This window comes from Flavimobilis rhizosphaerae, from assembly GCF_014852685.1.
Taxonomy (GTDB): domain Bacteria; phylum Actinomycetota; class Actinomycetes; order Actinomycetales; family Cellulomonadaceae; genus Flavimobilis; species Flavimobilis rhizosphaerae.
The window spans coordinates 315,833-337,519 of the sequence record NZ_JACZDF010000003.1 but is presented as its reverse complement, the minus strand read 5'-3'; the positions used below and the strand labels follow the sequence as shown (position 1 = coordinate 337,519).

General features: G+C 69.3%; 19 protein-coding genes. 9 read left to right on the top strand and 10 right to left on the bottom strand.

The window, feature by feature from the left end; genetic code table 11:
* The first annotated feature begins 39 nt into the window (after positions 1-39).
* Positions 40-453 carry a RidA family protein gene (locus IGS67_RS07805; protein ID WP_192279402.1) on the top strand — a complete coding sequence of 138 codons (414 nt, stop codon included), beginning with the start codon at positions 40-42 and terminating at the stop codon, positions 451-453.
* 68 nt (positions 454-521) lie between these two features.
* Here IGS67_RS07805 and IGS67_RS07800 read toward each other — a convergent pair whose 3' ends face one another.
* Positions 522-2,021: a CCA tRNA nucleotidyltransferase gene (locus IGS67_RS07800; protein ID WP_328742006.1), complete on the bottom strand. Its 1,500-nt coding sequence runs from the start codon at positions 2,019-2,021 to the stop codon at positions 522-524.
* A gap of 92 nt (positions 2,022-2,113) precedes the next feature.
* Here IGS67_RS07800 and IGS67_RS07795 point away from each other — a divergent pair, with 92 nt between their 5' ends.
* The 3 genes from IGS67_RS07795 to murJ are packed head-to-tail and all read left to right on the top strand — an operon-like array spanning position 2,114 to position 6,569.
* Entirely contained in the window at positions 2,114-2,698 is a 585-nt protein-coding gene (locus IGS67_RS07795) for an NUDIX hydrolase (RefSeq protein WP_192279397.1), read from the top strand.
* A complete protein-coding gene (locus IGS67_RS07790) occupies positions 2,698-4,905 on the top strand; it encodes a DUF6049 family protein (RefSeq protein WP_192279395.1) in 2,208 nt (735 codons plus the stop codon). Before IGS67_RS07795 ends, IGS67_RS07790 begins: the two co-directional genes overlap by 1 nt.
* Before the next feature lie 50 nt (positions 4,906-4,955).
* The gene (gene murJ / locus IGS67_RS07785) at positions 4,956-6,569 is read left to right on the top strand and encodes a murein biosynthesis integral membrane protein MurJ (protein ID WP_235977979.1); all 1,614 of its coding nucleotides are present in this window, start codon (positions 4,956-4,958) and stop codon (positions 6,567-6,569) included.
* 9 nt (positions 6,570-6,578) lie between these two features.
* Here the strand turns inward: murJ and IGS67_RS07780 are convergent, their stop codons facing one another.
* Positions 6,579-6,965 carry a YchJ family protein gene (locus IGS67_RS07780; protein ID WP_192279392.1) on the bottom strand — a complete coding sequence of 129 codons (387 nt, stop codon included), beginning with the start codon at positions 6,963-6,965 and terminating at the stop codon, positions 6,579-6,581.
* A 106-nt stretch (positions 6,966-7,071) separates the two neighbouring features.
* Here IGS67_RS07780 and IGS67_RS07775 point away from each other — a divergent pair, with 106 nt between their 5' ends.
* From IGS67_RS07775 to trxA, 3 genes are all read left to right on the top strand, one after another.
* Entirely contained in the window at positions 7,072-9,120 is a 2,049-nt protein-coding gene (locus IGS67_RS07775; protein ID WP_192279390.1) for a protein kinase family protein, read from the top strand.
* A gap of 67 nt (positions 9,121-9,187) precedes the next feature.
* Complete coding sequence (trxB, locus tag IGS67_RS07770; protein ID WP_328742003.1) at positions 9,188-10,165, top strand: thioredoxin-disulfide reductase; 978 nt, start codon at positions 9,188-9,190, stop codon at positions 10,163-10,165.
* On the top strand, positions 10,165-10,491 hold the full coding sequence (gene trxA / locus IGS67_RS07765) for a thioredoxin (RefSeq protein ID WP_235977978.1): 327 nt from the start codon (positions 10,165-10,167) through the stop codon (positions 10,489-10,491). Before trxB ends, trxA begins: the two co-directional genes overlap by 1 nt.
* 87 nt (positions 10,492-10,578) lie before the next feature.
* Here trxA and IGS67_RS07760 read toward each other — a convergent pair whose 3' ends face one another.
* The 8 genes from IGS67_RS07760 to rpmH form a co-directional block, all read right to left on the bottom strand.
* On the bottom strand, positions 10,579-11,577 hold the full coding sequence (locus tag IGS67_RS07760; RefSeq protein WP_192279383.1) for a ParB/RepB/Spo0J family partition protein: 999 nt from the start codon (positions 11,575-11,577) through the stop codon (positions 10,579-10,581).
* Positions 11,574-12,503, bottom strand: coding sequence for a ParA family protein (locus IGS67_RS07755; protein WP_192279381.1), 930 nt, complete (start codon positions 12,501-12,503; stop codon positions 11,574-11,576). The genes IGS67_RS07760 and IGS67_RS07755 overlap by 4 nt, the downstream gene beginning before the upstream one ends.
* Before the next feature lie 157 nt (positions 12,504-12,660).
* Positions 12,661-13,359, bottom strand: a complete 699-nt coding sequence (gene rsmG, locus IGS67_RS07750) for a 16S rRNA (guanine(527)-N(7))-methyltransferase RsmG (RefSeq protein ID WP_407925813.1) — start codon at positions 13,357-13,359, stop codon at positions 12,661-12,663.
* Positions 13,360-15,869: 2,510 nt separating this feature from the next.
* Entirely contained in the window at positions 15,870-16,370 is a 501-nt protein-coding gene (locus IGS67_RS07745) for a Jag family protein (protein WP_192279379.1), read from the bottom strand.
* Positions 16,371-16,416: 46 nt separating this feature from the next.
* Entirely contained in the window at positions 16,417-17,358 is a 942-nt protein-coding gene (gene yidC, locus IGS67_RS07740) for a membrane protein insertase YidC (protein ID WP_328742002.1), read from the bottom strand.
* Positions 17,359-17,366: 8 nt separating this feature from the next.
* Positions 17,367-17,741, bottom strand: a complete 375-nt coding sequence (gene yidD / locus IGS67_RS07735; protein WP_192279375.1) for a membrane protein insertion efficiency factor YidD — start codon at positions 17,739-17,741, stop codon at positions 17,367-17,369.
* Positions 17,738-18,097 carry a ribonuclease P protein component gene (rnpA, locus tag IGS67_RS07730; RefSeq protein ID WP_192279372.1) on the bottom strand — a complete coding sequence of 120 codons (360 nt, stop codon included), beginning with the start codon at positions 18,095-18,097 and terminating at the stop codon, positions 17,738-17,740. The genes yidD and rnpA overlap by 4 nt, the downstream gene beginning before the upstream one ends.
* 3 nt (positions 18,098-18,100) lie before the next feature.
* A complete protein-coding gene (rpmH, locus tag IGS67_RS07725; protein WP_192279370.1) occupies positions 18,101-18,238 on the bottom strand; it encodes a 50S ribosomal protein L34 in 138 nt (45 codons plus the stop codon).
* A 411-nt stretch (positions 18,239-18,649) separates the two neighbouring features.
* Between rpmH and dnaA the strand changes: the two genes are divergently transcribed.
* Positions 18,650-20,092: a chromosomal replication initiator protein DnaA gene (gene dnaA, locus IGS67_RS07720; protein WP_192279368.1), complete on the top strand. Its 1,443-nt coding sequence runs from the start codon at positions 18,650-18,652 to the stop codon at positions 20,090-20,092.
* Positions 20,093-20,550: 458 nt separating this feature from the next.
* Positions 20,551-21,681, top strand: coding sequence for a DNA polymerase III subunit beta (gene dnaN, locus IGS67_RS07715; protein WP_192279366.1), 1,131 nt, complete (start codon positions 20,551-20,553; stop codon positions 21,679-21,681).
* Positions 21,682-21,687: the final 6 nt, after the last annotated feature.

Genomic DNA, 21,687 nt, shown 5'->3' with positions numbered 1-21,687 from the left:
GACGCGTCGGAGCAGCACGTCACCAGCGAGGAGAGAAACATGACCGTCGGACCCAAGGTCGCCGTCAGCACGTCGGACGCCCCCGCGCCCGCTCACACGTTCCACCAGGGGGTGCGTCGCGGGCCGTTCGTCCAGGTCTCGGGTCAAGGTCCTGTGGACCCTGAGACGAGCGAATACCTGTTCCCGGGGGACGTCGCCGCGCAGACGACCAGGACGCTCCGCAACGTCCTCGCGATCGTCGAGGCTGCAGGAGCGACGTTCGACGACATCATGATGCTGCGCGTCTACCTCACGAGCCGTGACGACTTCCCGATCATGAACGAGGCGTACGGTGCGTTCGTCGGGGAGCACTCGACGACGGGCGTGTTGCCGTCACGCACGACGGTGTTCACGGGCCTGCCCCGTGAGGAGATGCTCGTCGAGATCGACGCGTTCGCGATCGTCGCCGACTGAGCAGGCAGCACGCCGCCGGACGGCAGCGCGATGGCCCCCGCACCGCGTGGTGCGGGGGTCGTCGTGCGTCAGGCCTCGGCGGCCTCGGGCTGTTCCGCCCACCACGCGAGGAGGGCCTCACGGCCCTCGTCCTCGCTCATGGGGCCGCGGTCCATGCGGAGCTCGAGCAGGTGCTTGTAGGCGCGGCCGACGAGCGGGCCGGGCCGTACGCCGAGCGTCGCCATGATCTGGCTGCCGTCGAGCGCGGGACGGATCGCGGCGATCTCCTCGGCCTCCGCAAGGGTCGCGATGCGCTGCTCGAGATCGTCGTAGGCGGCGCGCAACCGCGAGGCCTTGCGCTTGTTGCGCGTCGTGCAGTCGGCGCGCGTCAGGCGGTGGAGTCGTTCGAGGAGCGGTCCGGCGTCCGTGACGTAGCGGCGGACCGCGGAGTCGGTCCACGCGCCGTCGCCGTAGCCGTGGAAGCGCAGGTGGAGCTCGACGAGCCGGGCGACCTGCTGGATCGTCTCCTTGTCGTACCGCAGCGCACGCAGCCGCTTCGTCGTGAGCTTGGCGCCGACGACCTCGTGGTGGTGGAAGCTCACGGAACCGTCGGGCTCGAAGCGACGCGTCGCGGGCTTCCCGCAGTCGTGGAGGAGCGCCGCGAGGCGCAGGACGAGGTCAGGCCCGGGCACGGCGCCGTCGGGGCCGGTCTCGAGGTCAATCGCCTGCTCGAGGACGGTGAGCGTGTGCTGGTAGACGTCCTTGTGCCGGCCGTGCTCGTCGACCGTGTCGCGCATCGTCACGAGCTCGGGGAGCACGTGCGCGGCGAGCCCCGTGTCCATGAGGACCTCGAGGCCGCGGCGGGGGTGCGGGGCGACGAGGAGCTTGTCGAGCTCGGCACGGACGCGTTCGGCGGAGACGATCGTCAGCCGGTCGGCCATCGCGGTCATCGCCGCGTACGTCGCGGGTTCGACGGTCATCCCGAGCTGGGCGGCGAAGCGTGCCGCCCGCATCATGCGGAGCGGGTCGTCGTCGAACGACAGCTCGGGTGCGATCGGCGTCCGCAGGACGCCCGACGCGAGGTCCTCGAGCCCTCCGTGGATGTCGACGAGCTCGAGCTGCGGGAGCCGCAGCGCCATCGCGTTGACGGTGAAGTCCCGGCGTGACAGGTCACCGTCGAGGGTGTCACCGAACGTCACGACCGGCTTGCGGGACTCGGGGTCGTACTCGTCGCTGCGGTACGTCGTCACCTCGACGACGACGTCGCTTCGGTCGAGACGCGCGAACCGGCGGGCGCCGATCGTCCCGAACTCCTTGCCGATGTCCCAGTGGGCGTCGCCCCACCGGGCGAGGAGCGTGAGCGTCTCGTCGGGCGTCGCGGACGTCGTGAAGTCGAGATCGTTCGACGACCGTCCGAGGAATGCGTCGCGGACGGGCCCGCCGACGAGCGCAAGCTCGTGACCTGCCGCTGCGAACAGGTCTCCGAGCTCGAGAACCTCCGGCGGGAGCGAGGCGACGACGGACAGCGCACGGCGCCGCAGCTGCTCGAGCGTCGCGGGTCCTGGCGGGGTGAGAAGGTCGTCGTCCACGACGTCCAAGCGTGCCAGATGGAGCGCCGGGCGGCCTACCGGTCCCGCGGTTCGTGGCCCGGCCACCCCGTGGCCTTCGTTACAGTGGCGTTATGGAGGAGCACGCGGCCGAGGGCCAGGGACGTCCCGGCGTCCCCGCGCCACCCGGCGGGCACGCGCTGCGCATCGACCATGTGGCGGTGCGCCGCGCCGTCGTGCAGCCGACCTCCCAGCTTCCGGTCGTCGAGGAGACGTCCGCGGGCGGCCTCGTCGTGGGGCTCGAGAACGGGACGCCAAGCGTCGCCGTCATCGCCCGACGCAATCGGGCGGGCCGGCTGGAATGGTGCCTGCCCAAGGGCCACCTCGAGGGCACGGAGACGCCCGAGGAGGCGGCGGTCCGTGAGATCCACGAGGAGACGGGCATCCTCGGGGAGATCGTCGAGCGGATCGGGGCGATTGACTACTGGTTCTCGGGAGAGGGCCGACGCGTCCACAAGGTCGTCCATCACTTCCTGCTGGACGCGGTCGGTGGCTTCCTCACGGTCGAGGGCGATCCCGACCACGAGGCCGAGGACGTCGCGTGGGTGCCGCTCGCGGATCTCGACTCGGTGCTTTCCTATCCCAACGAGCGCCGGCTCGCGGCCGAGGTCCGCGCGATCCTCGGGCGCGGCAGGTCCGTCCCCGGCGCGGCGACCTGATGGCCGCGCGTCGCACAGGTCGCCCCGCGCGGGGCGGCCGGGCTCGCATGCGCGGCCGTGCGGTTCTCGGCGCGACGTTCGTCGCGCTGCTCGCGCTCGGCCCGCTGTCCCTCGGGACGTCGTCGTCCAGCGCCGCGGCGACGGCCGGGCCGACGGCTGCGGGGCCGCGCGTCGTCACCGAGGAGGTCGTCACCGAGGAGACCGTGGCGGTCCCGGCGGTCGTCGTCACTGAGGTGACCCCGCGGTCCGTGGGCCCTGACGACACCGTGTCGGTCTCGGCGCTCCTCACGAACACGACGGACACGCTCCTCGAGAAGGTCCATGCCCACCTCGGCGTCGTCCGCTACCGCTTGTCGTCGCGCGAGGCGCTGCGCGGCTGGGCGGCGGGCGAGGTGACGACGGTCGACCCGACGCCCGTCGCCGACCTCGATCTCGACGAGCCGCTCGCGCCCGGCGCGTCACGCACCGTGACGTTCACGGCCCCCGCCGCCGACCTGCGGCTCCTCCCCTACCCGGAGACGAGCGGCGCACGAGGCATCGTCGTGACGTTCTCTGACGACGCGCAGGGTCGCCTCGGCGAGGGCCGTGGCTTCCTCGTCTGGGACCCGACGGCGGACGGTGCGCCCGTGCGGCTGTCCGTTGTCGTCCCCGTGACAGGTCCTGCACCTGATCCGACCGACCCGGCCGCATGGACGTCACGCATCGAGTCCGAGACGGCCGAGGGCGGGCAGCTCGGTGCGATCGTCGCGGGAACGGCAGCGCACCGTGGCGTCTCGTGGGTCGTCGATCCGGCACTCGTCGAACGCGCCGCTGCCGGGACCCCGGGAACCGTCGCCTGGGCGAGCGCGCTCGTCGCGGGAGCGTCGGGCCGCGACGTCTTCGCGACCGACCCGTTCGACCCCGACCTCGCGGCGCTCGCCGCCGCCGGCGTCGAACCGCTCACGGACGACCGGTCTCCCGTCGCGGCGCCCCAGGAGCCCGACGCGGAAGCGACCGCGGGCGCGTCGGCGACGACGGCGCCCATCGACGACGTGCGCCGCGCCGCTGCCTCGTGGCGCACGGATCTTGCGCTGCCCGCGGAGGGCACGGCGTCGACGGAGGTGCTCACCGCGGCGGCGGCCGCCGGGCGACGGCTCGTCGTCGTCGACGACGGTCTCGAGGGTGTCGGCCCGACGACCGCGCCCGGATCCACGACGGTGGCGACGTCGTCGGGCGACGTCACGGCGCTCGTGCCCGATCCGCAGCTCGACGCGCTCTTCCGGTCCGCGACGTCCCCCCTCGACCCGACTCTCCCCACGGAACTCGCGGCCGCGAACCGCGACCACGACCTCATGCTGCTCCTCGCCGAGATCGCGACGGTCGGTGAGGAACCCGTCGCGGCGCAGCGGCACCTCCTCGTCACGAGCTCCCGCACGTGGACACCCGACGCGACCGCGCTCGGCCACGTGCTCGGCACGTTGGAGAACCAGCGCAGGATCGACCTCGCACCCGTCTCGACGCTCGCCGGCACGCCCCAGCCGTCCAGTGACCGCACGCCCCTGCCGGTGACGACCTCACCGGTCGCGAACCTGCGTACCGCCACCGTCGCGCGCGCCTGGGAACGCGTCGCCGAGGTGCGGGCGTTCGCGGGCGTCACGGCGGACCCGGCCTCGCTGAGCTCGACCCCGGTCGCGACGACGTCCGCCGCGCTCTCGGTCGCGTGGGGCTCCGCAACCACCGACCGCGTGCGCCTCCTCGACGATGCCCGGGCACAGGTCACCGCGATCCTCGGCGGGATCTCGGTCGTCGCCGGCAGCGACATCAACCTCATCTCCGACCGTGGCAACCTGCCGGTCCGGGTGCGCAACGACCTCGCGGTGGCCGTGTCGGTCGGTGTCGCCCTCGTGCCCGACGACCCACGGCTCAGCGTCCTCGACGTCCCGAGCGCGACGCTCGAGCCCGGGTCCGAGCAGAACGTCCAGGTTCCCGTCCGGGCGATCGGGTCCGGCGACGTCTCAGTCGTCGTGCGGCTCACGGGACCGGACGGCGAGGTCGTCGCCGAGCCCTACGCGTTCGACGTGCGGGTGCGCGCCGAGTGGGAGACCGTCGGCACGGGCGTCATGGGCGGCCTGCTCGCGCTCCTCGTCCTCGGCGGCGTCGTCCGTACGATCCGGCGCGGCCGCTCGGCCCGTCGTACGGCTCCGATCCGCCCCCTGGAGGACGCTTGAGCAGCGCGAGCACCACGTCCGGGGACAGCCTAGGTCGTTCGAGCCTCGTCATGGCGGCCGGCACGGCTGCCTCGCGCGGCCTCGGCTTCGTCCGCAATATCCTCCTCGTCGGGGCGATCGGCGCGACGGGCGTGGCCGCCGACACGTTCGACGTCGCGAACAAGATCCCGTCGATGATCCATGCGGTCGTCCTCGGCGGGATGCTCAACGTCGTCCTCGTCCCGGCGATCGTCAAGGCGTACGCACGGCGCGACGGCGCGCGCACCGTCGACAAGCTCGTCACCACGGCTGCCGTCGCGCTCCTCGCCCTCACGGCCGTCGTCATGCTCGGCATGGGCGTCATCGTCCTCGCGCTCGGCGGGTCCCAGTGGTCGGCCGCCCAGCTGGAGCTTGGCGTCGTCATGGCTCTGTGGTGCGCGCCGCAGCTGTTCTTCTACGGCATGTACGCGGTCCTCTCGCAGGTGCTCAACGCGCGGAAGGTCTTCGGCCCCGGCATGTGGGCCCCCGCGATGAACAACGTCGTGTCGATCCTCGGCTTCGGCGTGTTCGTCGCGATGTACGGCTGGTACGAGCCCGGTGCCGAGCTCGACGACGTCAGCTGGTGGACGTCGCCGCGGGTCCTCCTCCTCGCTGGCACCGCGACGCTCGGGATCCTCGCGCAGGTGGCGGTCCTCGTCCCGGCGCTGCGCTCCGCCGGGATCCGCATCCGTCCGAACTTCGACCCGCGCGGTGCTGGTCTGCGCACGGCGGGCAAGGTCGCGCTGTGGACCCTCGGCGCGACGTTCGTCGACCAGGTCGCGATCGCGGTGACGACGCGGATCGCGTCGTCGGCGCCGTGGGCCGCGGGCGACGGGTCCGCGGCTGTCGCCGGTGTCGCGGGCCCGAGCGCGTACACGCAGGCCCTCATGATCTACCTGCTCCCCCACTCGCTCGTCACGGTGTCGGTCGCGACGGCGCTCTTCACGGGGATGGCTGCGGCGGCGCACGCGGGGCGCGACGATCTCGTGCGGCGGGACCTCTCCCGCGGGCTGCGCACGATCGGTGTCTTCACGCTCGTCGCGACGGCGGTGCTCGTCGTGCTGCGCGAGCCGCTCGTGCGGGTGCTCGTCCCATCGATGTCGCTCACGAGCCAGGCGGCGATCGCCGAGGTGCTCGGCGTCATGGCCCTGGGTCTCGTGCCGCTCGGCGCGATGGTCTCGATGAAGTGGGTGTACTTCGCGTTCGAGGACGGCCGCACGATCTTCTCGATCCAGCTGCCGATCGCTGCGACCCTTGTCGTCGGGTCTCTGCTCGGCTCGGTCGTCCTGCCGCCCCGGTTGTGGGTCGTGGGGATCGCGGCGTCAATGGCGCTGTCGAACCTCGTCGGTGTGCTGCTGCGCGCTCGGGCGCTCTCGAGGCGCCTCGACGGCGTCGACGGGCCACGCGTCGTGCGGCTGCACGTGCGTGCGGGTGTTGCGGCGCTCGTCGGTGGTGTCGCGGGGTTCGCGGTGCTCTCGCTGTTCGGTGAGCGGGCGTCGGCGTCGTGGCCGTGGGCGGTCCTCGCGTGCGTCGTCGTCGGACTCGTCATCGGGCTCGTCTACGTGGGCCTGCTGCGGCTCATGCGGGTCGAGGAGACGGCGGCGCTCCGGGGCATGGTCGAGAGGGTCGTCCGCCGTCGTCGCTGACGGTAGGTCTCAGCCCTCGTCGACGTCACCGTCGACGTAGAACCAGCGTCCTGCCCGCCGCGCGAACCGGCTCGTCTCGTGGAGGTGTCCGACGCCCTCGGGGCCGCTCCATGTCGCGGTGAACTCGACCGTGCCGCTCTGGTCGTCGGGCCCACCGCCCGTCGTCCTATGGATCGTCAGCCCCGACCATGCAGGTCCGTCCCGGACGTCGAGGTGCTCGGGTCGGGTGCGCGGGTGCCATGTCCGCCACACGTGGTCGGAGTCGTGGAGCACGTACGCGGTGTAGCGCGACCGCATGAGCTCGGCGGGTGTCGTGGCGGACCGCTCCCCGTGGAGGAGCGGGAGGCAGCACGTGCCGGGGGACGAGCCGGAGCCGCACGGGCAGAGGTCGGGCATGCCTTCACGTTAGCCTCACAGTTCCGGTGGACGGCCACCGTAGGATTGGCTCCGGGGCGGCGCGGCGCACGCCGTGTGCCCCGGGACGTCCGTCGGAAGGGGCACCGTGACCGAGTCGCAGGTCGGAGACCTGATCGCCGAGAGGTACCGCCTGCGGCAGCGTGTTCGTTCCGACGTCGAGGACGTCGAGCGGTGGTCCGCCGAGGACGAGATCCTCGGCCGGGAGGTGCTCGTCGCGCTCGTCTCGGGCTCGCGGGCGACGGTCGCGCTCGACGAGGCCCGCCGCGCGGCGCTCATCGCCGATCCCCGGCTCGCCCGGGTGCTCGACGTCGGCCAGGTCCCCGAGTCTCCGTACGTCGTCACGGAGCGGCCCCGAGGACGCAGCCTCGAGGAGATCGTCGACGCTCATGGGCCCCTCTCCGGTGTTGAGGCGCGGGCCGTCGTCGGGGAGGTCGCGGAGGCGCTCGCCGTCGCCGAGCGGCGCGGCGTCCATCATGCGGCGCTCCGGCCGTCGGTCGTGCACGTCGCCCCGGGCAAGGTTCTCGTCGAAGGTCTTGGCCTCGACGGCGCGCTCGGGGACGGTGGGTTCCACGGTTCCCGTGCGAGCCTGCCCGCGGACGCGGCCGGGCTCGGCCGGCTGCTGCAGTTCGCGCTCACGGGTCAGCGCATCGGGGATGTCCCGGTCCCGCGCGGGGCCCTCGACAAGCCGTCGGACGACGACGTCGAGGCGGTCGCGCTCGCGAGCATCGCGGATTCGCTCCTCACGACGCTCACGCCGACGCTGCGCGCGCCGAGCGCCGTCGCGGACGAGCTCGCGCCGTGGGGCAAGGTCTCGGTTCCGGTGCCGCAGCCCGAGAAGCCAGCGCCGGTTCCTCTCGTCACGCACGTCGACGTTCCTGCGGAGGGTGCCGTCGACGTGTCGGACGACGCGTCCGACGTGCCCGACGACGTGCCCGACGCAGGGGGTCTCGACGGTGCGCCCGGCGCCGTGCCGGACGTGGGCGAGGCCGGTGGGCTCGCAGCCCCGTCCGACGCCGGTGAGGTCGACGACGTCGACACGCCGTCCGACGAGCTCGCGGCGGTCGAGGACGAGACCGGCAGCTTCCGCGAGGACTCGGTGATGGCGGCCGACGCCGTGGAGACCGCAGCCGAGAGCACGTCGCGCGCGCGTACCTCCGTGCGGACGATGTTCGACGGCTCACCTGCCGTACCGACGATTCCCGGCAAGCCGCAGCCACCGCCCGCGGCGTCGCCCATCAAGCGCTCGAGCGTCCTCGGCGGGATGGCGGCGACGGCCTCGGCCGCAAGCTCCGCCGCGGTTCCGCCGCCGGTTCCGGTTCCGGCCCCGACGTTCGCCCCGGTCATCGCAGCGGGCAGTGTGCCCCGCGGAGGGACCTCCGGCGGGTCATCGGCGGCGCCCGCGTGGGATGCGGTCGTCGGTGCGACCGGCCGCCCGGCACCGGCGCGTGCAGCGGCCGCAGTGCGGCCCACGAGCCCAGGTGCCGGTGGCGGTCGCGGCCGCGCGGAGGACCTGCGAACGGTTCGGTTCAATCCCACGGCGCTGACGCTCGTGCTTGCGCTCGTCCTCGCTCTCGGCGGCGTGGTGTGGGCTGCAGGGAATCTCAGCGGGTTCCGGTCACCGTTCCAGTGGGGCTCGAACGCGCGGCCCGTCCCGACGGACTCCACAGGTGAACCCCAGGCGACGGCCACGACGACCGTGCCTCCGGTCCTTCCGGCGATCGCCTCCGTGCAGCAGCTCGACCCGGACGGTGACGAGAACGAGCATCCAGAAGCTGCGTCGCGGGCGATCGACCTCGACCCGACGACGTACTGGTTCTCGCGCACGTACCGGTCCGCGACGTTCGCGGGCATGGGCAAGCGCGGCATCGGGATCGCGGTGTCCCTCGAGAAGCCCGCCCCCGTCTCGACCGTCTACATCCAGTCGAACAGCACGGGCGGTCGGATGCAGGTGCGCGTCACCGACCCGTCGAAGCCCGACGAGGGCACCGTCCTCTACGAGGGCCCTGTCGACAAGGACATGGAGATCGACGTGGCGACGCCTGTCGAGGCGGAGCACGTCGTGCTCTGGTTCACCGAGCTGCCGCAGACCTCGGGCCAGAACCGTGCCGAGATCCGAGAGATCTCTGTGTCGTGACCTGGATGGAACAAAGTGTGCGCCGTCGGGCGTTGACCAGGCGCAAGACCTCAAGAGTGGAGAGCACGTGAGCAACGAGCACAGCGGCGACGTCCGCGACGTCATCATCGTCGGTTCGGGTCCCGCCGGGTACACGGCTGCCGTCTACGCGGCCCGCGCCGGCCTGGCGCCCCTGGTCCTCGCGGGGGCGTTCACTGCGGGCGGTGCCCTCATGAACACGACCGAGGTCGAGAACTTTCCCGGGTTCCCCGAGGGCATCATGGGCCCTGAGCTCATGGCTGGCATGCAGAAGCAGGCGGAGCGCTTCGGTGCCGAGATCGAGTGGGACGACGCGACGGAACTTGAGCTCACGGGTGACGTCAAGGTGGTGACGACGTCGGAGGGCAAGGTCTTCCGGGCCCGCGCGGTCATCCTCGCGACGGGTTCGGCGTACCGCGAGCTGGGTCTCGACGACGAGAAGCGACTCTCTGGCCGCGGTGTCTCGTGGTGCGCGACGTGCGACGGGTTCTTCTTCAAGGACCAGCACATCGCTGTCGTCGGCGGCGGAGACTCCGCCGTCGAGGAGGCGACGTTCCTCACGCGCTTCGGCTCGAAGGTCACCATGATCCACCGGCGTGACGAGCTCCGTGCTTCGAAGATCATGGCCGACCGCGCTAAGAATGATCCGAAGATCACGTTTGCGTGGAACTCCGAGGTCGTGGGGATCGCGGGCGACCAGAAGGTTCGCTCGCTGACCCTCCGCGACACCGTCACGGGTGAGGAGCGTGAGCTCGACGCGACCGCGTTGTTCGTCGCGATCGGCCACGAACCGCGAACGGACCTCGTCAAGGGTCAGGTCGACCTCGATGAGAACGGCTACATCGTTGTCGAGGGCCGTTCGACGCGGACGAACCTGCCGGGTGTGTTCGCGTGCGGTGACGCGGTCGACCACACGTACCGCCAGGCGATCACGGCCGCAGGATCGGGATGCTCGGCAGCTCTCGATGCCCAGCACTTCCTCGCGGCTCTCGACGACGCTCCTGCGGCCGTCGCCGTGGAGGCATGATGGCCGCCCTCACCGTCACGGACGCGACGTGGGCCGAGGAGGTCCTCGGGGCTGATGTTCCCGTCCTCGTCGACTTCTGGGCGCCGTGGTGCGCCCCCTGCCGCCAGGTCGCGCCGATCGTCGAGGAGCTGGCAGTCCAGTTCGCGGGCCGTGTCAAGGTTGCGAAGCTCAACACGGACGACAACCCGGCGACGACGGGTGCGTACGGCATCGTGTCGATCCCGACGATCAACATCTATGCCGGTGGAGAGCTCGTTCGCTCGATCGTCGGTGGACGGCCCCGTCAGGTGCTGGCGAAGGAGCTCGAGGACGTCCTCGCGGGCTGAGGCGCAGATCCGCTGCAGACGACGCGTGAGGCCCCCATCCTGCTGGATGGGGGCCTCATGCGTCGTCGGGGTGCGGAGCCGTCGCGCTCAGCGCTTACGGAGGACTCCGGGGTCGTCCGGCACCATGACGTCGAGGATGCGGTTGAGGTCTTCGACCGACGCGAACTCGATCGTCACCTTGCCTCGCGAGCGGCCGACGTCGACCTTGACGCGGGTCTCGAAGCGGTCGGACAGACGCGTGGCCAGTTCGTCGATAGCTGCGCTGCGAGTGCCTGCGCGGGGCTTGCGCGGCGCAGGTCGGGGCTCGAGGCCGCCCAGAGCGACGATCTCCTCGGTCGCGCGCACGGACAGGCCTTCGGCGACGATCCGCTGTGCGAGTCTCTCGATCGCTGCAGCGTCCTGAAGGCCGAGGAGTGCCCGGGCGTGGCCGGCGCTCAGCACGCCGGCGGCGACGCGTCGCTGGACGAGCGCTGGGAGCTTGAGCAGGCGGAGCGTGTTGGAGATCTGGGGTCGGGACCGGGAGATCCTCGTGGCGAGTTCTTCGTGCGTGCACCCGAAGTCGTCGAGCAGCTGCTGGTAGGCGGCTGCTTCTTCGAGGGGGTTGAGGGCCGCGCGGTGGAGGTTCTCGAGGAGAGCGTCCCGGAGGAGGTCGTCGTCCTCGGTCTGGCGGACGATCGCCGGGATCGTCTCCCTACCGGCTTCGCGGGAGGCACGCCAGCGCCGCTCGCCCATGATGAGCTCGAAGCGAGCCTCGCCCGTCGGGTCTGGCCGCACGACGATGGGCTGGAGAACCCCGATCTCGGCGATCGACCCGACGAGCTCGTTGAGGTCGTCCTCGTCGAACACCGTGCGCGGCTGTCGCGAGTTCGGACGAATGTCGTCGAGGGCGATCTCCTGGAAGTGAGCGCCGGGGACCGGCACGAGCTCGAGGGAATCGTCGATGTCGGTGGGCGTCGTCGTCGTGGCGATCGAGGCCGCGGTCGAGCCACCGCCGGGGAAGAAGACGTCGACCGGTCGATCCTCGGTCGACGCCGTCGGGATGAGGGCCCCGAGGCCGCGGCCGAGTCCCCGCCTCTTCTCGCTCATGCGTCCTGCCTCTGCTCCTGGGTCGCGGTGGTGCCGCGTTCGGCGATCTCTCGGGCGGCCTCGAGGTAGGCGAGGGCTCCCGTGGAGTTGGGATCGTATGTCATGACGGTCTGGCCGTAGGACGGCGCTTCGGAGACGCGTACGGACCGCGGGATCGCGGTGAGAAGCGTCTGCTCGGGGAAGTGCTCGCGCACCTCTGCTGCGACCTGCTGGGCGAGGTTTGTCCGTCCGTCGTACATCGTCAGGAGGATCGTGGCGAGGTGGAGCTCCTGGTTGAGGTGCGACTGGATCATGCTGATGCTCTTGAGGAGCTGGCTCAGGCCCTCGAGGGCGTAGTACTCGCACTGGATGGGGATGAGCACCTCGCGTCCGGTGACGAACGCGTTGACGGTGAGGAGTCCGAGGGATGGGGGGCAGTCGACGAAGACGTAGTCGAAGCGCTCCTCCCCCGCGGCCTCTCGCTCGGCAAGGAACGTGTCGAGCGCGCGCCGCAACCTTGTCTCTCGGGAGACGAGGGAGACGAGCTCGATCTCAGCACCCGAGAGGTCGATCGTCGCGGGAACACACCACAGACTCTCGACGTTGGGGCAGCGCTGCACGACGTCACGCATCGGTGTGTCGTTGACGAGGACGTCATACACCGACGGCGTCCCGGCCCGGTGATCTACGCCAAGCGCAGTCGACGCGTTGCCCTGCGGATCGTTGTCGATGACAAGGACGTTGAGCCCCGACTGGGCGAGACCCGCTGCGAGATTGACCGTCGACGTCGTCTTCCCCACGCCACCCTTCTGGTTCGCCACCGTGATGATGCGGGTTCGCTCCGGCCGGGGGAAGCGTCGTCCGCGCAGCCTGATGCGTCGACGTGCGTCGAGTGCGAGTTGCGCGGCGAGCGGGGTGTCCTCCTCGAAGGACGGGACACTCTCCATGATCTGTGCTCGCCGTCGCTCTTCGTGACTCTGGTGCTCGTAGGGCGATGTTTCACGTGAAACGTCACGCGCCGCGCTTGGCGCGGTGGTGTCGCTGTCGGTCACGCTTCTCCCTCTCGTCGTGTGAGTAGAGCCTGAGCCCTGAGAGCACTGTCGATCATCGTGTGCGGGTCGCCGTGACAACCGAGGTGACGGTGAGTCCGTCGATCGTCGGTGCTTCGTGCACCTGGGCGTCGGTTGCTCCGAACTTGCGAAGCACCTTGGTGGCAGCGTCGATCTCCTCCTGAGCGGACCGGCCCTTGAGGACGACCAGCTCTCCTCCCCGTCGCAGGAGGGGGAAGGCCCACCGGCCCAGCTTGTCGAGCGCCGCGACGGCGCGAGCCGTGACCGCGTCCGCCTCGAACGCTCCATGGAACTCCTCGGCGCGGCCTCGGCGCACCTCGACGTTGCCGAGCTCGAGCTCGGCAGCAACCTCGGTGAGCCATGCGCACCTGCGTTCCATCGGCTCGATGAGCACGACCACCGCCTGTGGTCGCATGGCCGCGATGACGATTCCCGGGAGGCCGGCGCCGGACCCGAGATCGACAATCATGCCCGTAGCAGGGAGGAACGGGACGACGGAGGCGGAGTTGAGAAGATGCCGCGACCAGAGTCGCGGCACTTCCCGGGGACCGATGAGTCCTCGGAGCTCACCCTGGTGGGCGAGCGCATCATGGAAGTCTCGGACCTTGGCAAACGCATCGCCGAAGAAGGATGCGAGCCGCGGGTCCTCCGATGACAACTCATCGACGCCCGCGGGCTCGACGTGCTCCGTTTCACGTGAAACATCGCTGCGGTCCGGGGTGTTGACGGGCACGCGGCACTCCTTCGCCTGGGGGTTCCGTCCTAGGTTACCCCCCGCCTCCGACACTCGAGCTCGCCGCAGAAGATGTGGCGCCCGTTGCCAACGGACGGATCGCACTCATGCAACTGATCCCCGGCACAGTTCGTCTTGCTGCCGAGGACGGCGTGGGTGCAGGGAGTCGATGACGCGCAGACTGCGTCGTGGCAACGAAGAGACTGGATGGCCTGTGCCACCCACGGCGCCGGGGAGAGGGCGATGTCTCGGAACGACTCCGTCACCAGTCGAGAGGCGCCCCCCGATCCACTCTCCCCGGGTCACGCGCGACGTCTGGCGACATCGCCGTGCCCCCACGAAGTCTCGCCGCTCAAGCATCCGGACCGCATGCCGCCCGAGCGTAGGAACAGCTCACCGCTCCCCCGCATCTGCCACCGTAGATCCTCAGCGCGGCCTTGCAACCGGACGTGCCGGCGTCATACGCATCCTCGTTGGCCGAGGTTCGACGAGACCGCGGGGCGCGGATGGGCACCGAAGACCGGGCACTCCCTTGTACCCGGGGGCTGCCGAGTGTTTCACGTGGAACAGCGCGGCTCAGGCGCCGTCGGGCGGATGTGAGCATGCCTACTTCTGGAGAGGCCTTATCCCGACGTCGCGCTGACGCGCACGTCCATCACCACCTCCGAGCAGACGACGGGCGCAGCTGCAGTGGCTGGGCCCGCGAGTCTCAGTGCTCGTCAGCCCCGGTCGCGAGTCCCGGTGCTCGTCGACCCAGGGAGGAACCCGCCGTACTCCGGCGTCGTCGTCCCGGCCCCTCGCAACACGGTGGGGCGCACCGTACTCTCGGACCTCGAGCGACGGCATCTCCGTGTTTCACGTGAAACACATGGTGGCCCTCCACTACCCTGTGCGCGGACTACCTCGTCTGGAAATGGCGCGGGGAGATGGCGCCCCCACTGCTCCACGTGGCCTACGTCGCTGGGCACGACATTCTCGGCCGTTCGATGCCACGCCTGATCCCCCTGGCCGGCCAGTGACGGCCACTTGCGTCGGCGACTACTCCGCAATCCACACTGGGCGCACATGGTCCCGCACCGCACAATGGACAACACAAGCGGTAGACGACCCGACACCAGGGTCGGTCGCTCATAGATCGCAGCCACGCCTCCTACGCCACCGCGTGGTCGACCTTGTCGAGCTCTACCGTCGGTGGTCGTCACGTATCGCAGGCGTCATCCCTGCAGCAGTCCCCTTCCTCACGGCCTCTGTCACGGAGCGGACACGGCGACTACGGACCACCACAGCCCGCCGCAGGACGCGCATCCCAGACCACCTTCCCCTCCTCGCGTTCTGCACTCACGAACTTGCGCGGGTCAAAGAGCCAGGCACTAACCATGTGAGGGCTCCTCGACGCGACGCCTCCGCACTCCACTTCCCCACGGTGCACAACAACGACGACGCACACCAGCGCGACCGACTGTTGAGAGCCTTCCGCCGAGCGGCAGAACTCATCCGTGTCACGTGGAGCAGTGGGGGCGCCATCTCCAGAGGCATTCCCATTCCCGTGACATGGATCATCAAGACAGGATGGTGCTCGGGAACCACTGAGGATGCGTTCTGACATGCTTTCTCTTCTCAGGACGCCACACCGCTGTCCTGGCGCATTGCAGGGCATCTCGGAATACGGCCCAACGAGGACCCGGTCCACAGCGCCAGGCGGCTCTCTCGCGCCACGGCGGGGCGCGCCACGCTACGCCTGCGTTGCGCCGCGCCCTGCGTCGCTGGCCGTGCCGCGCCGCCACGCGCGCCGCGCACCACGGGCATGGTTCTGTCCTGGCCCTCCACCTTCAGACGGGCACGAACGTGCCGACCACCTGTCCGCCCCGCCTCACTGTTTCACGTGAAACCGTGGAGCGATGACTTCCACGACCGCGTCCGCTCCCAGAGGCGACGGCGGCGGTCGCGTAACACGCGCGCGCCCTGAGAATCTCCTATATGGCGAGCTGGTCCTCCGGGCTACTGCGTGCAGACCTGCGGGAGCGCGGACACCATCCAAGGATCTCGCATGCGGTTCACTCAGCAGAGAGGACGCTCTCGGCGGGACGCCCAGACCCGATACGCGCGAACCTTCACGGTGCGGTCCACACCCGCCCCCACTCTGTGGACCTCACCGATCCGGCTCATCACGGGTTCACACGTCCCGCGACCAACTTGTCTCGCGGGGCGCTCCCCGAACTCCGTCAGGGCGCGCAGCACCGTTCGCTCGCCGCTACCTTGGACACCACTCGGTCACGACGCCCTCGCCCCGGAGCGACGACGCATTCGTATGCCGCAGCGCAACCATCGTCGCCGTACGCAGGTGTTTCACGTGAAACAGCGAGACGCGATACGCCCAGATGACGCCCACAGGCGTGCGACCCACCCGGGTCCCGAATCTCACTCCCAGACGCCAACCGTGGACGTCATCCGTAGACGCCGACGGCCCGCCGCCCTGCGAACAGGGCGACGGGCCGTCGTACGTACGTCGATCAGGCCGAGGGGCTGATCGTGATGTGGCGCGCGGGGTCCACTCCGTGTGACTCGCTCGTGAGCCCAGCGGCAGTGACGACGTCGTGAACGACCTTGCGCTCGAACGCGTTCATCGGAGCGAGGGCGATCGCAACACCGGACTCCCGCACGTCGGCGATCGTCTTCTCGGCGAGGACAGTCAGTTCGCTACGACGCGTCGCGCGGTAGCCCGCGATGTCGAGCATGAGCCGGCTTCGCTCCCCCGTCCGCGCCTGAACAGCAAGCCGTGTGAGCTCCTGAAGTGCGTCAAGCACCTCACCGTCGGTGCCAACGAGCTCGGCGAGCTGGGCAGGGTCGTCGGTGATGACCTCGACAGTTGCCCGGCCGTGGTCAATATCCATGTCGATCTCGCCATCGAGATCCGCGATGTCGAGGAGCTCCTCGAGGTAGTCCGCGGCGATCTCACCCTCCTCCTCGAGGCGGCTCGTCGTCGACGTGGGCTCGGTGTTCTGCGTCGTCACCTGATGCTCCTAGGGCATTCGTGTCCGGGTTCCTGGCGGCGCCAGGTCACTTCTTCTTCTTGCGCTTCTGTCGCTGCGCCGACATCGGCTGCTGGCGCTGACCGCTCGGCGGAGCGACCGTCGTCGTCGTGCCGTCGGCCGACGTCACCTCGACGATGCCCCTGGCGCGACGTCGCGCCTCGAGCCGACGAGCAGCCTCGGATCCGGGCGTGGGGATCTTCCGGATGGTGTAGAACTGCTGGCCCATCGACCACACGTTCGAGACCGTCCAGTAGACGAGCACACCGATGGGAAAGTTCACACCCGAGACAGCGAAGATTACCGGGAAGATGTACATCATGTTCTTCTGCATCGCGGCGGTCGGTCCCTCGAGGGCCGACGGCGGCATGTTCTTCATCGTCAGCTGACGCTGTGTGAAGAACTGCGTCACCGACATGATGAGGATGAGAATCGCTGTGACGACCTTCACCTGCGTGACGTCCGTGTTGAGGAACGTCTCGGAGAGCGGGGCACCGAAGAACGTTGAGCTCTCGATCTGGCCAGCCACGACCTTGTTGATCGGGCCGATGGGGTCATTCTCACCGGACGCGATCTGCGGAAGCGTGTTGAGCACCCGGAAGAGCGCGAAGAAGATCGGCATCTGCAGCAGGAGCGGCATGCACGACGCGAACGGCGACGTCTGGTGCTTCTTGTACAGCTCCTGCATCTCGCGCGCCATGGCCTCGCGCGATGCCTGATCCTTCTTGTTCGCGTACTTGGCCTGGAGCTTCTTCATCTCCGGAGCCACGACCTGCATGCCACGCGATGCGTGGATCTGCTTGAAGAACAGCGGGATGAGCGCGGTACGGATCGTCAACGTCAGGCCGACGATCGCGAGCACCCACGAGAGTCCGCTCTCGCCAGAGATCCCGACGAGCTCGAGCAGCCAGTGCCACCCGTACATGATCCACGCCACGACCCACTGGATCGGGAAAAGCAGGCTATACATCCACTCCATCAGGACAGCTCCATGCAGGCAGGGTCTTCGGTCCGGAAGCACGTGTGCTCCGGAGCCTCGGGCTTGCGCGATTCGTTCTCCTGCACTGCAGGGCGTCTCACGTCACCAGGAACGTCGTCGACGCCCCCGTAGTTCCAGGGATTGCAACGCAGCACCCGCCACGCTGCGAGTCGGCCGCCCCGGAGAACCCCGTGGATCCGCACGGCGCGCACAGCGTACTCGGAGCAGCTCGGGTAGAACCTGCAGGACGGCGGTGTCATCGGTGAGATGACGAGCTGATACCCACGAAGCAGCAGGAGAAGCAGTCTGGCCGGGAGCCTGACGATCCATCGCCAGGCGGTGCGGACGGACCCCGCGGCGCTGGTTGTCGTCATGGCTGTGTCTCCGGCCCTTGCAGAGCCAGCCGCGATAGACAGCGATGAAGGTCCCGCTCCAGCACCGTGTACGTGCTGCGGGCGGACGCGGGCAGGGCTCGCACGACGGTCACGGTTCCCTCGGGGAGCTGCTCCGTCTGCTGGGCCATGAGGGCTCGCATCCGGCGCTTGACGAGGTTGCGTGTCACGGCGTTGCCCACAGCCTTGGAAACGACAAAACCGACCATGGCCGGTCCATCACCGTCGCCAGGGGCGAGGTGGTGGACGACCATGGTCGATCGTCCGGCGCGCACACCCTCGCGTACAGTCCGACCGAAATCGGTGGAACGCCGAAGGCGGTGCGCCGCAGGAAGCACCGGTCAGGCGGAGAGCTCGGAGCGGCCCTTGCGACGGCGGGCGGCGAGGATGGCGCGGCCGGCACGGGTGGCCATGCGGGCGCGGAAGCCATGGGTCTTCGCACGACGCCGGTTGTTCGGCTGGTAGGTCCGCTTGCTCACGAGTAACTCCAGAACGTTGACATGGGGTCCCTGCCAGGGATGGCAGGGTCCGGGGATCAGGGCACGCGGGCACGACGAAGGTGCCGAACGGCTGTCTGACGCTATGCCGAGAGGCCGTCCCCGGTCAAGCCGAACCACTGTGACCTTCGACTGGGCGAAGATCACAGGATGTGGACGACGGCGATGTCGTCCGGAAGTTACAACGTTGTCGTTCAGCATGCCACAGCAGTGCAGGGCGCGTCACGGGTGAGATGGCGGCTGCCGCGGAACGTCACGCCTTGATGGTGCCCACGGACAGTTCCTGGGACCGAGGGACGACGACGGACGACGCCGTGCACAACCTGTGGAAAACTATGTGGACATCGACGGGCGTGCGACGCTCGCCGTCCGTCCCCCGAGCGAAGGAGAACGATGTCTGCAGCAGACGTCGACGTCACCGAGGTCTGGTCCAGGGCGATCACGGAGCTCGAGGCGAGCCCCGACATGACCCCGCGGCAGATCGCCTTCATCAAGCTCGGCGCCCCCCTCGCCATCGCCGAGGGCACGATCATCGTCGCCGTCGCCAACGAGTGGACCCGGGAGTACCTCGAGAACAGGGTCCGCTCGGAGCTCACCGACGCGCTCACGCACGCCCTCGGGCGCGACGCGCGCTTCGTCATCACCGTCGATGCCTCGCTCGCCGACGAGCAGACCGAGCAGGCCCTCACACGTCCCTCGGTGGACGAGCCGGTCGAGGCCCCGGCGACGCCGCCCCAGCGGATCTCGCACTCCGAGGTGTTCAACCCCTCGGGAGCGAGCTCCTCACCCCAGGCGTTCGAACCGACGAGTCTCAACGCTCACTACGTCTTCGAGACGTTCGTCATCGGCGCCTCCAACCGCTTCGCCCACGCGGCGGCGGTCGCCGTCGCAGAGGCGCCGGCAAAGGCGTACAACCCCCTCTTCATCTACGGCGGGTCCGGCCTCGGGAAGACGCACCTGCTCCACGCGATCGGTCACTACGCGAAGAGCCTCTACCCCGGCGTGCGCGTGCGGTACGTCAACTCCGAGGAGTTCACGAACGACTTCATCAACTCGATCGGTGAAGGCCGTGCCGGCGCGTTCCAGCGCCGCTACCGCGAGGTCGACGTCCTCCTCATCGACGACATCCAGTTCCTGCAGGGCAAGGAACAGACGATGGAGGAGTTCTTCCACACGTTCAACACCTTGCACAACGCGAACAAGCAGGTCGTCATCACCTCGGACGTCCCGCCGAAGCAGCTTAACGGCTTCGAGGACCGCCTGCGGTCCAGGTTCGAGTGGGGCCTCATCACGGACGTTCAGCCGCCGGACCTCGAGACCCGCATCGCGATCCTCCGCAAGAAGGCTGCCGGCGAACGGCTCGCAGCCCCGGACGACGTCCTCGAGTACATCGCGTCGAAGATCTCGACGAACATCCGTGAGCTCGAGGGCGCACTCATCCGTGTCACGGCGTTCGCGAACCTCAACCGGCAGCAGGTCGACATCGGGCTCGCGGAGATCGTCCTCAAGGACCTCATCACCGACGAGGACGCCTCGCAGATCACCGCGGGAAGCATCATCGCCCAGACCGCGGCGTACTTCGGCCTCTCGATCGACGATCTCTGCGGCAACTCGCGGTCGCGGGTCCTCGTCACGGCCCGACAGATCGCCATGTATCTGTGCCGAGAGCTCACGGACCTCTCGTTGCCGAAGATCGGTCAGGAGTTCGGAGGACGTGACCACACGACGGTCATGCATGCGAACCGGAAGATCGGTGCGCAGATGGCCGAGCGGCGCTCGATCTACAACCAGGTGACAGAGCTGACGAGCCGCATCAAGCACGAGCACAGGTCCTAGGGCCCAACTCTCGACACGGCATCGAGAGTCACGTGGGATGTCTTTCCACACCTGTGCACAGACCTGTGGACAACGGTGGACGACACCCATGGATCTGTGGACACGTCGGTGCAGAACAGGGGACAGTCCCTGGGCACCATCCCTTCGTCCACAACGACACACAGTTGTCCACATGTCGTCCACGAGCACGTCGAATCACAACTTTCGATGGCCGACCTGCAAGAACATGTGCTTTCCCCAGGATCCACAAACCCTACGACGACGATGACAGTTCTCTCATGAGGGAATCCACATCACCTTCATGAGCCTCACGGCCCGACACCGGCAGCACGACAACGGTGGCACTCCCGGACCACCTGCTCAGAGATGACCCCGGCCCTCGAGGTCGCGTAGTGTTCATCCCGACCTGTGTCTCGGTGCGAGCTCACGGGTGCCGAACCGAGAGGGAGTGCGAGCAGATGAAGTTCCGCGTCGAGCGCGACGTCCTGGCCGAGGCCGTCACCTGGGCGGCACGGACCCTGCCCGCACGTCCGCCGGCGCCCGTCCTCGCCGGAGTGCGGATCGAGGCCGACCCCCTCGGTGTGCTCCGCCTGTCCACCTTCGACTACGAGGTATCGGCCCGCTCCGAGATCCCCGCCGAGGTCGCCGAGGCTGGCGAGGTGCTCGTCTCCGGACGCCTTCTCGCCGAGATCTCACGAGCGCTTCCCAACCGGCCGGTCGACGTCGTCCTCGAGGGCACGAAGGTCAACGTCACGTGCGGCTCGAGCCGCTTCTCGCTCCTCACGATGCCCGTCGAGGACTACCCTGCTCTCCCGACGATGCCGCAGGTCGTCGGTGTCATCTCAGGCGACGAGCTCACCGAGGCGGTCGCCCAGGTGTCCGTCGCGGCGAGCAAGGACGACACCCTGCCGCTGCTCACGGGAGTGCGTGCCGAGCTCGAGGGTTCGACGATCACCCTCCTGGCGACTGACCGCTACCGTCTCGCGCTCCGCGAGCTGCCGTGGCGGCCGGCACAGACCGACATCTCCGAGGTCGCGCTCGTCCGGGCCCGCACGCTCTCCGAGGTCGCCAAGTCGCTCGGCTCGTCGGGCGACGTCTCCGTCGCGCTCTCGACCGGTGCAGGCGTCGACCTCATCGGGTTCGAGGCAGGCGGACGCCACACGACGTCACAGCTCACCGACGGTGACTACCCGCCCGTCCGCCGGCTCTTTCCCGACGAGACCCCGATCCACGCGGTCGTGGCGACCTCGGCACTCATCGAGGCGAGCAAGCGTGTCTCGCTCGTCGCCGAGCGCAACACCCCGATCCGGCTGTCCTTCTCCGACGGCCAGGTCGTCCTCAACGCAGGGCAGGGCGACGACGCCCAGGCGTCGGAAGCCCTCGAGGCGCTCCTCGTCGGCGAGGACATCTCGGTCGCGTTCAACCCGACCTTCCTGCTCGACGGGCTGGGGGCTCTCGGCACGGACTTCGTCCGGCTGAGCTTCACGCACCCCAACAAGCCCGTCGAGTTCACCGGGCAGGACTCCCTCGAGGGTGAGTCGCAGACGCACTACCGCTACCTGCTCGTGCCCATCCGCTTCGCGAGCTGACACCCG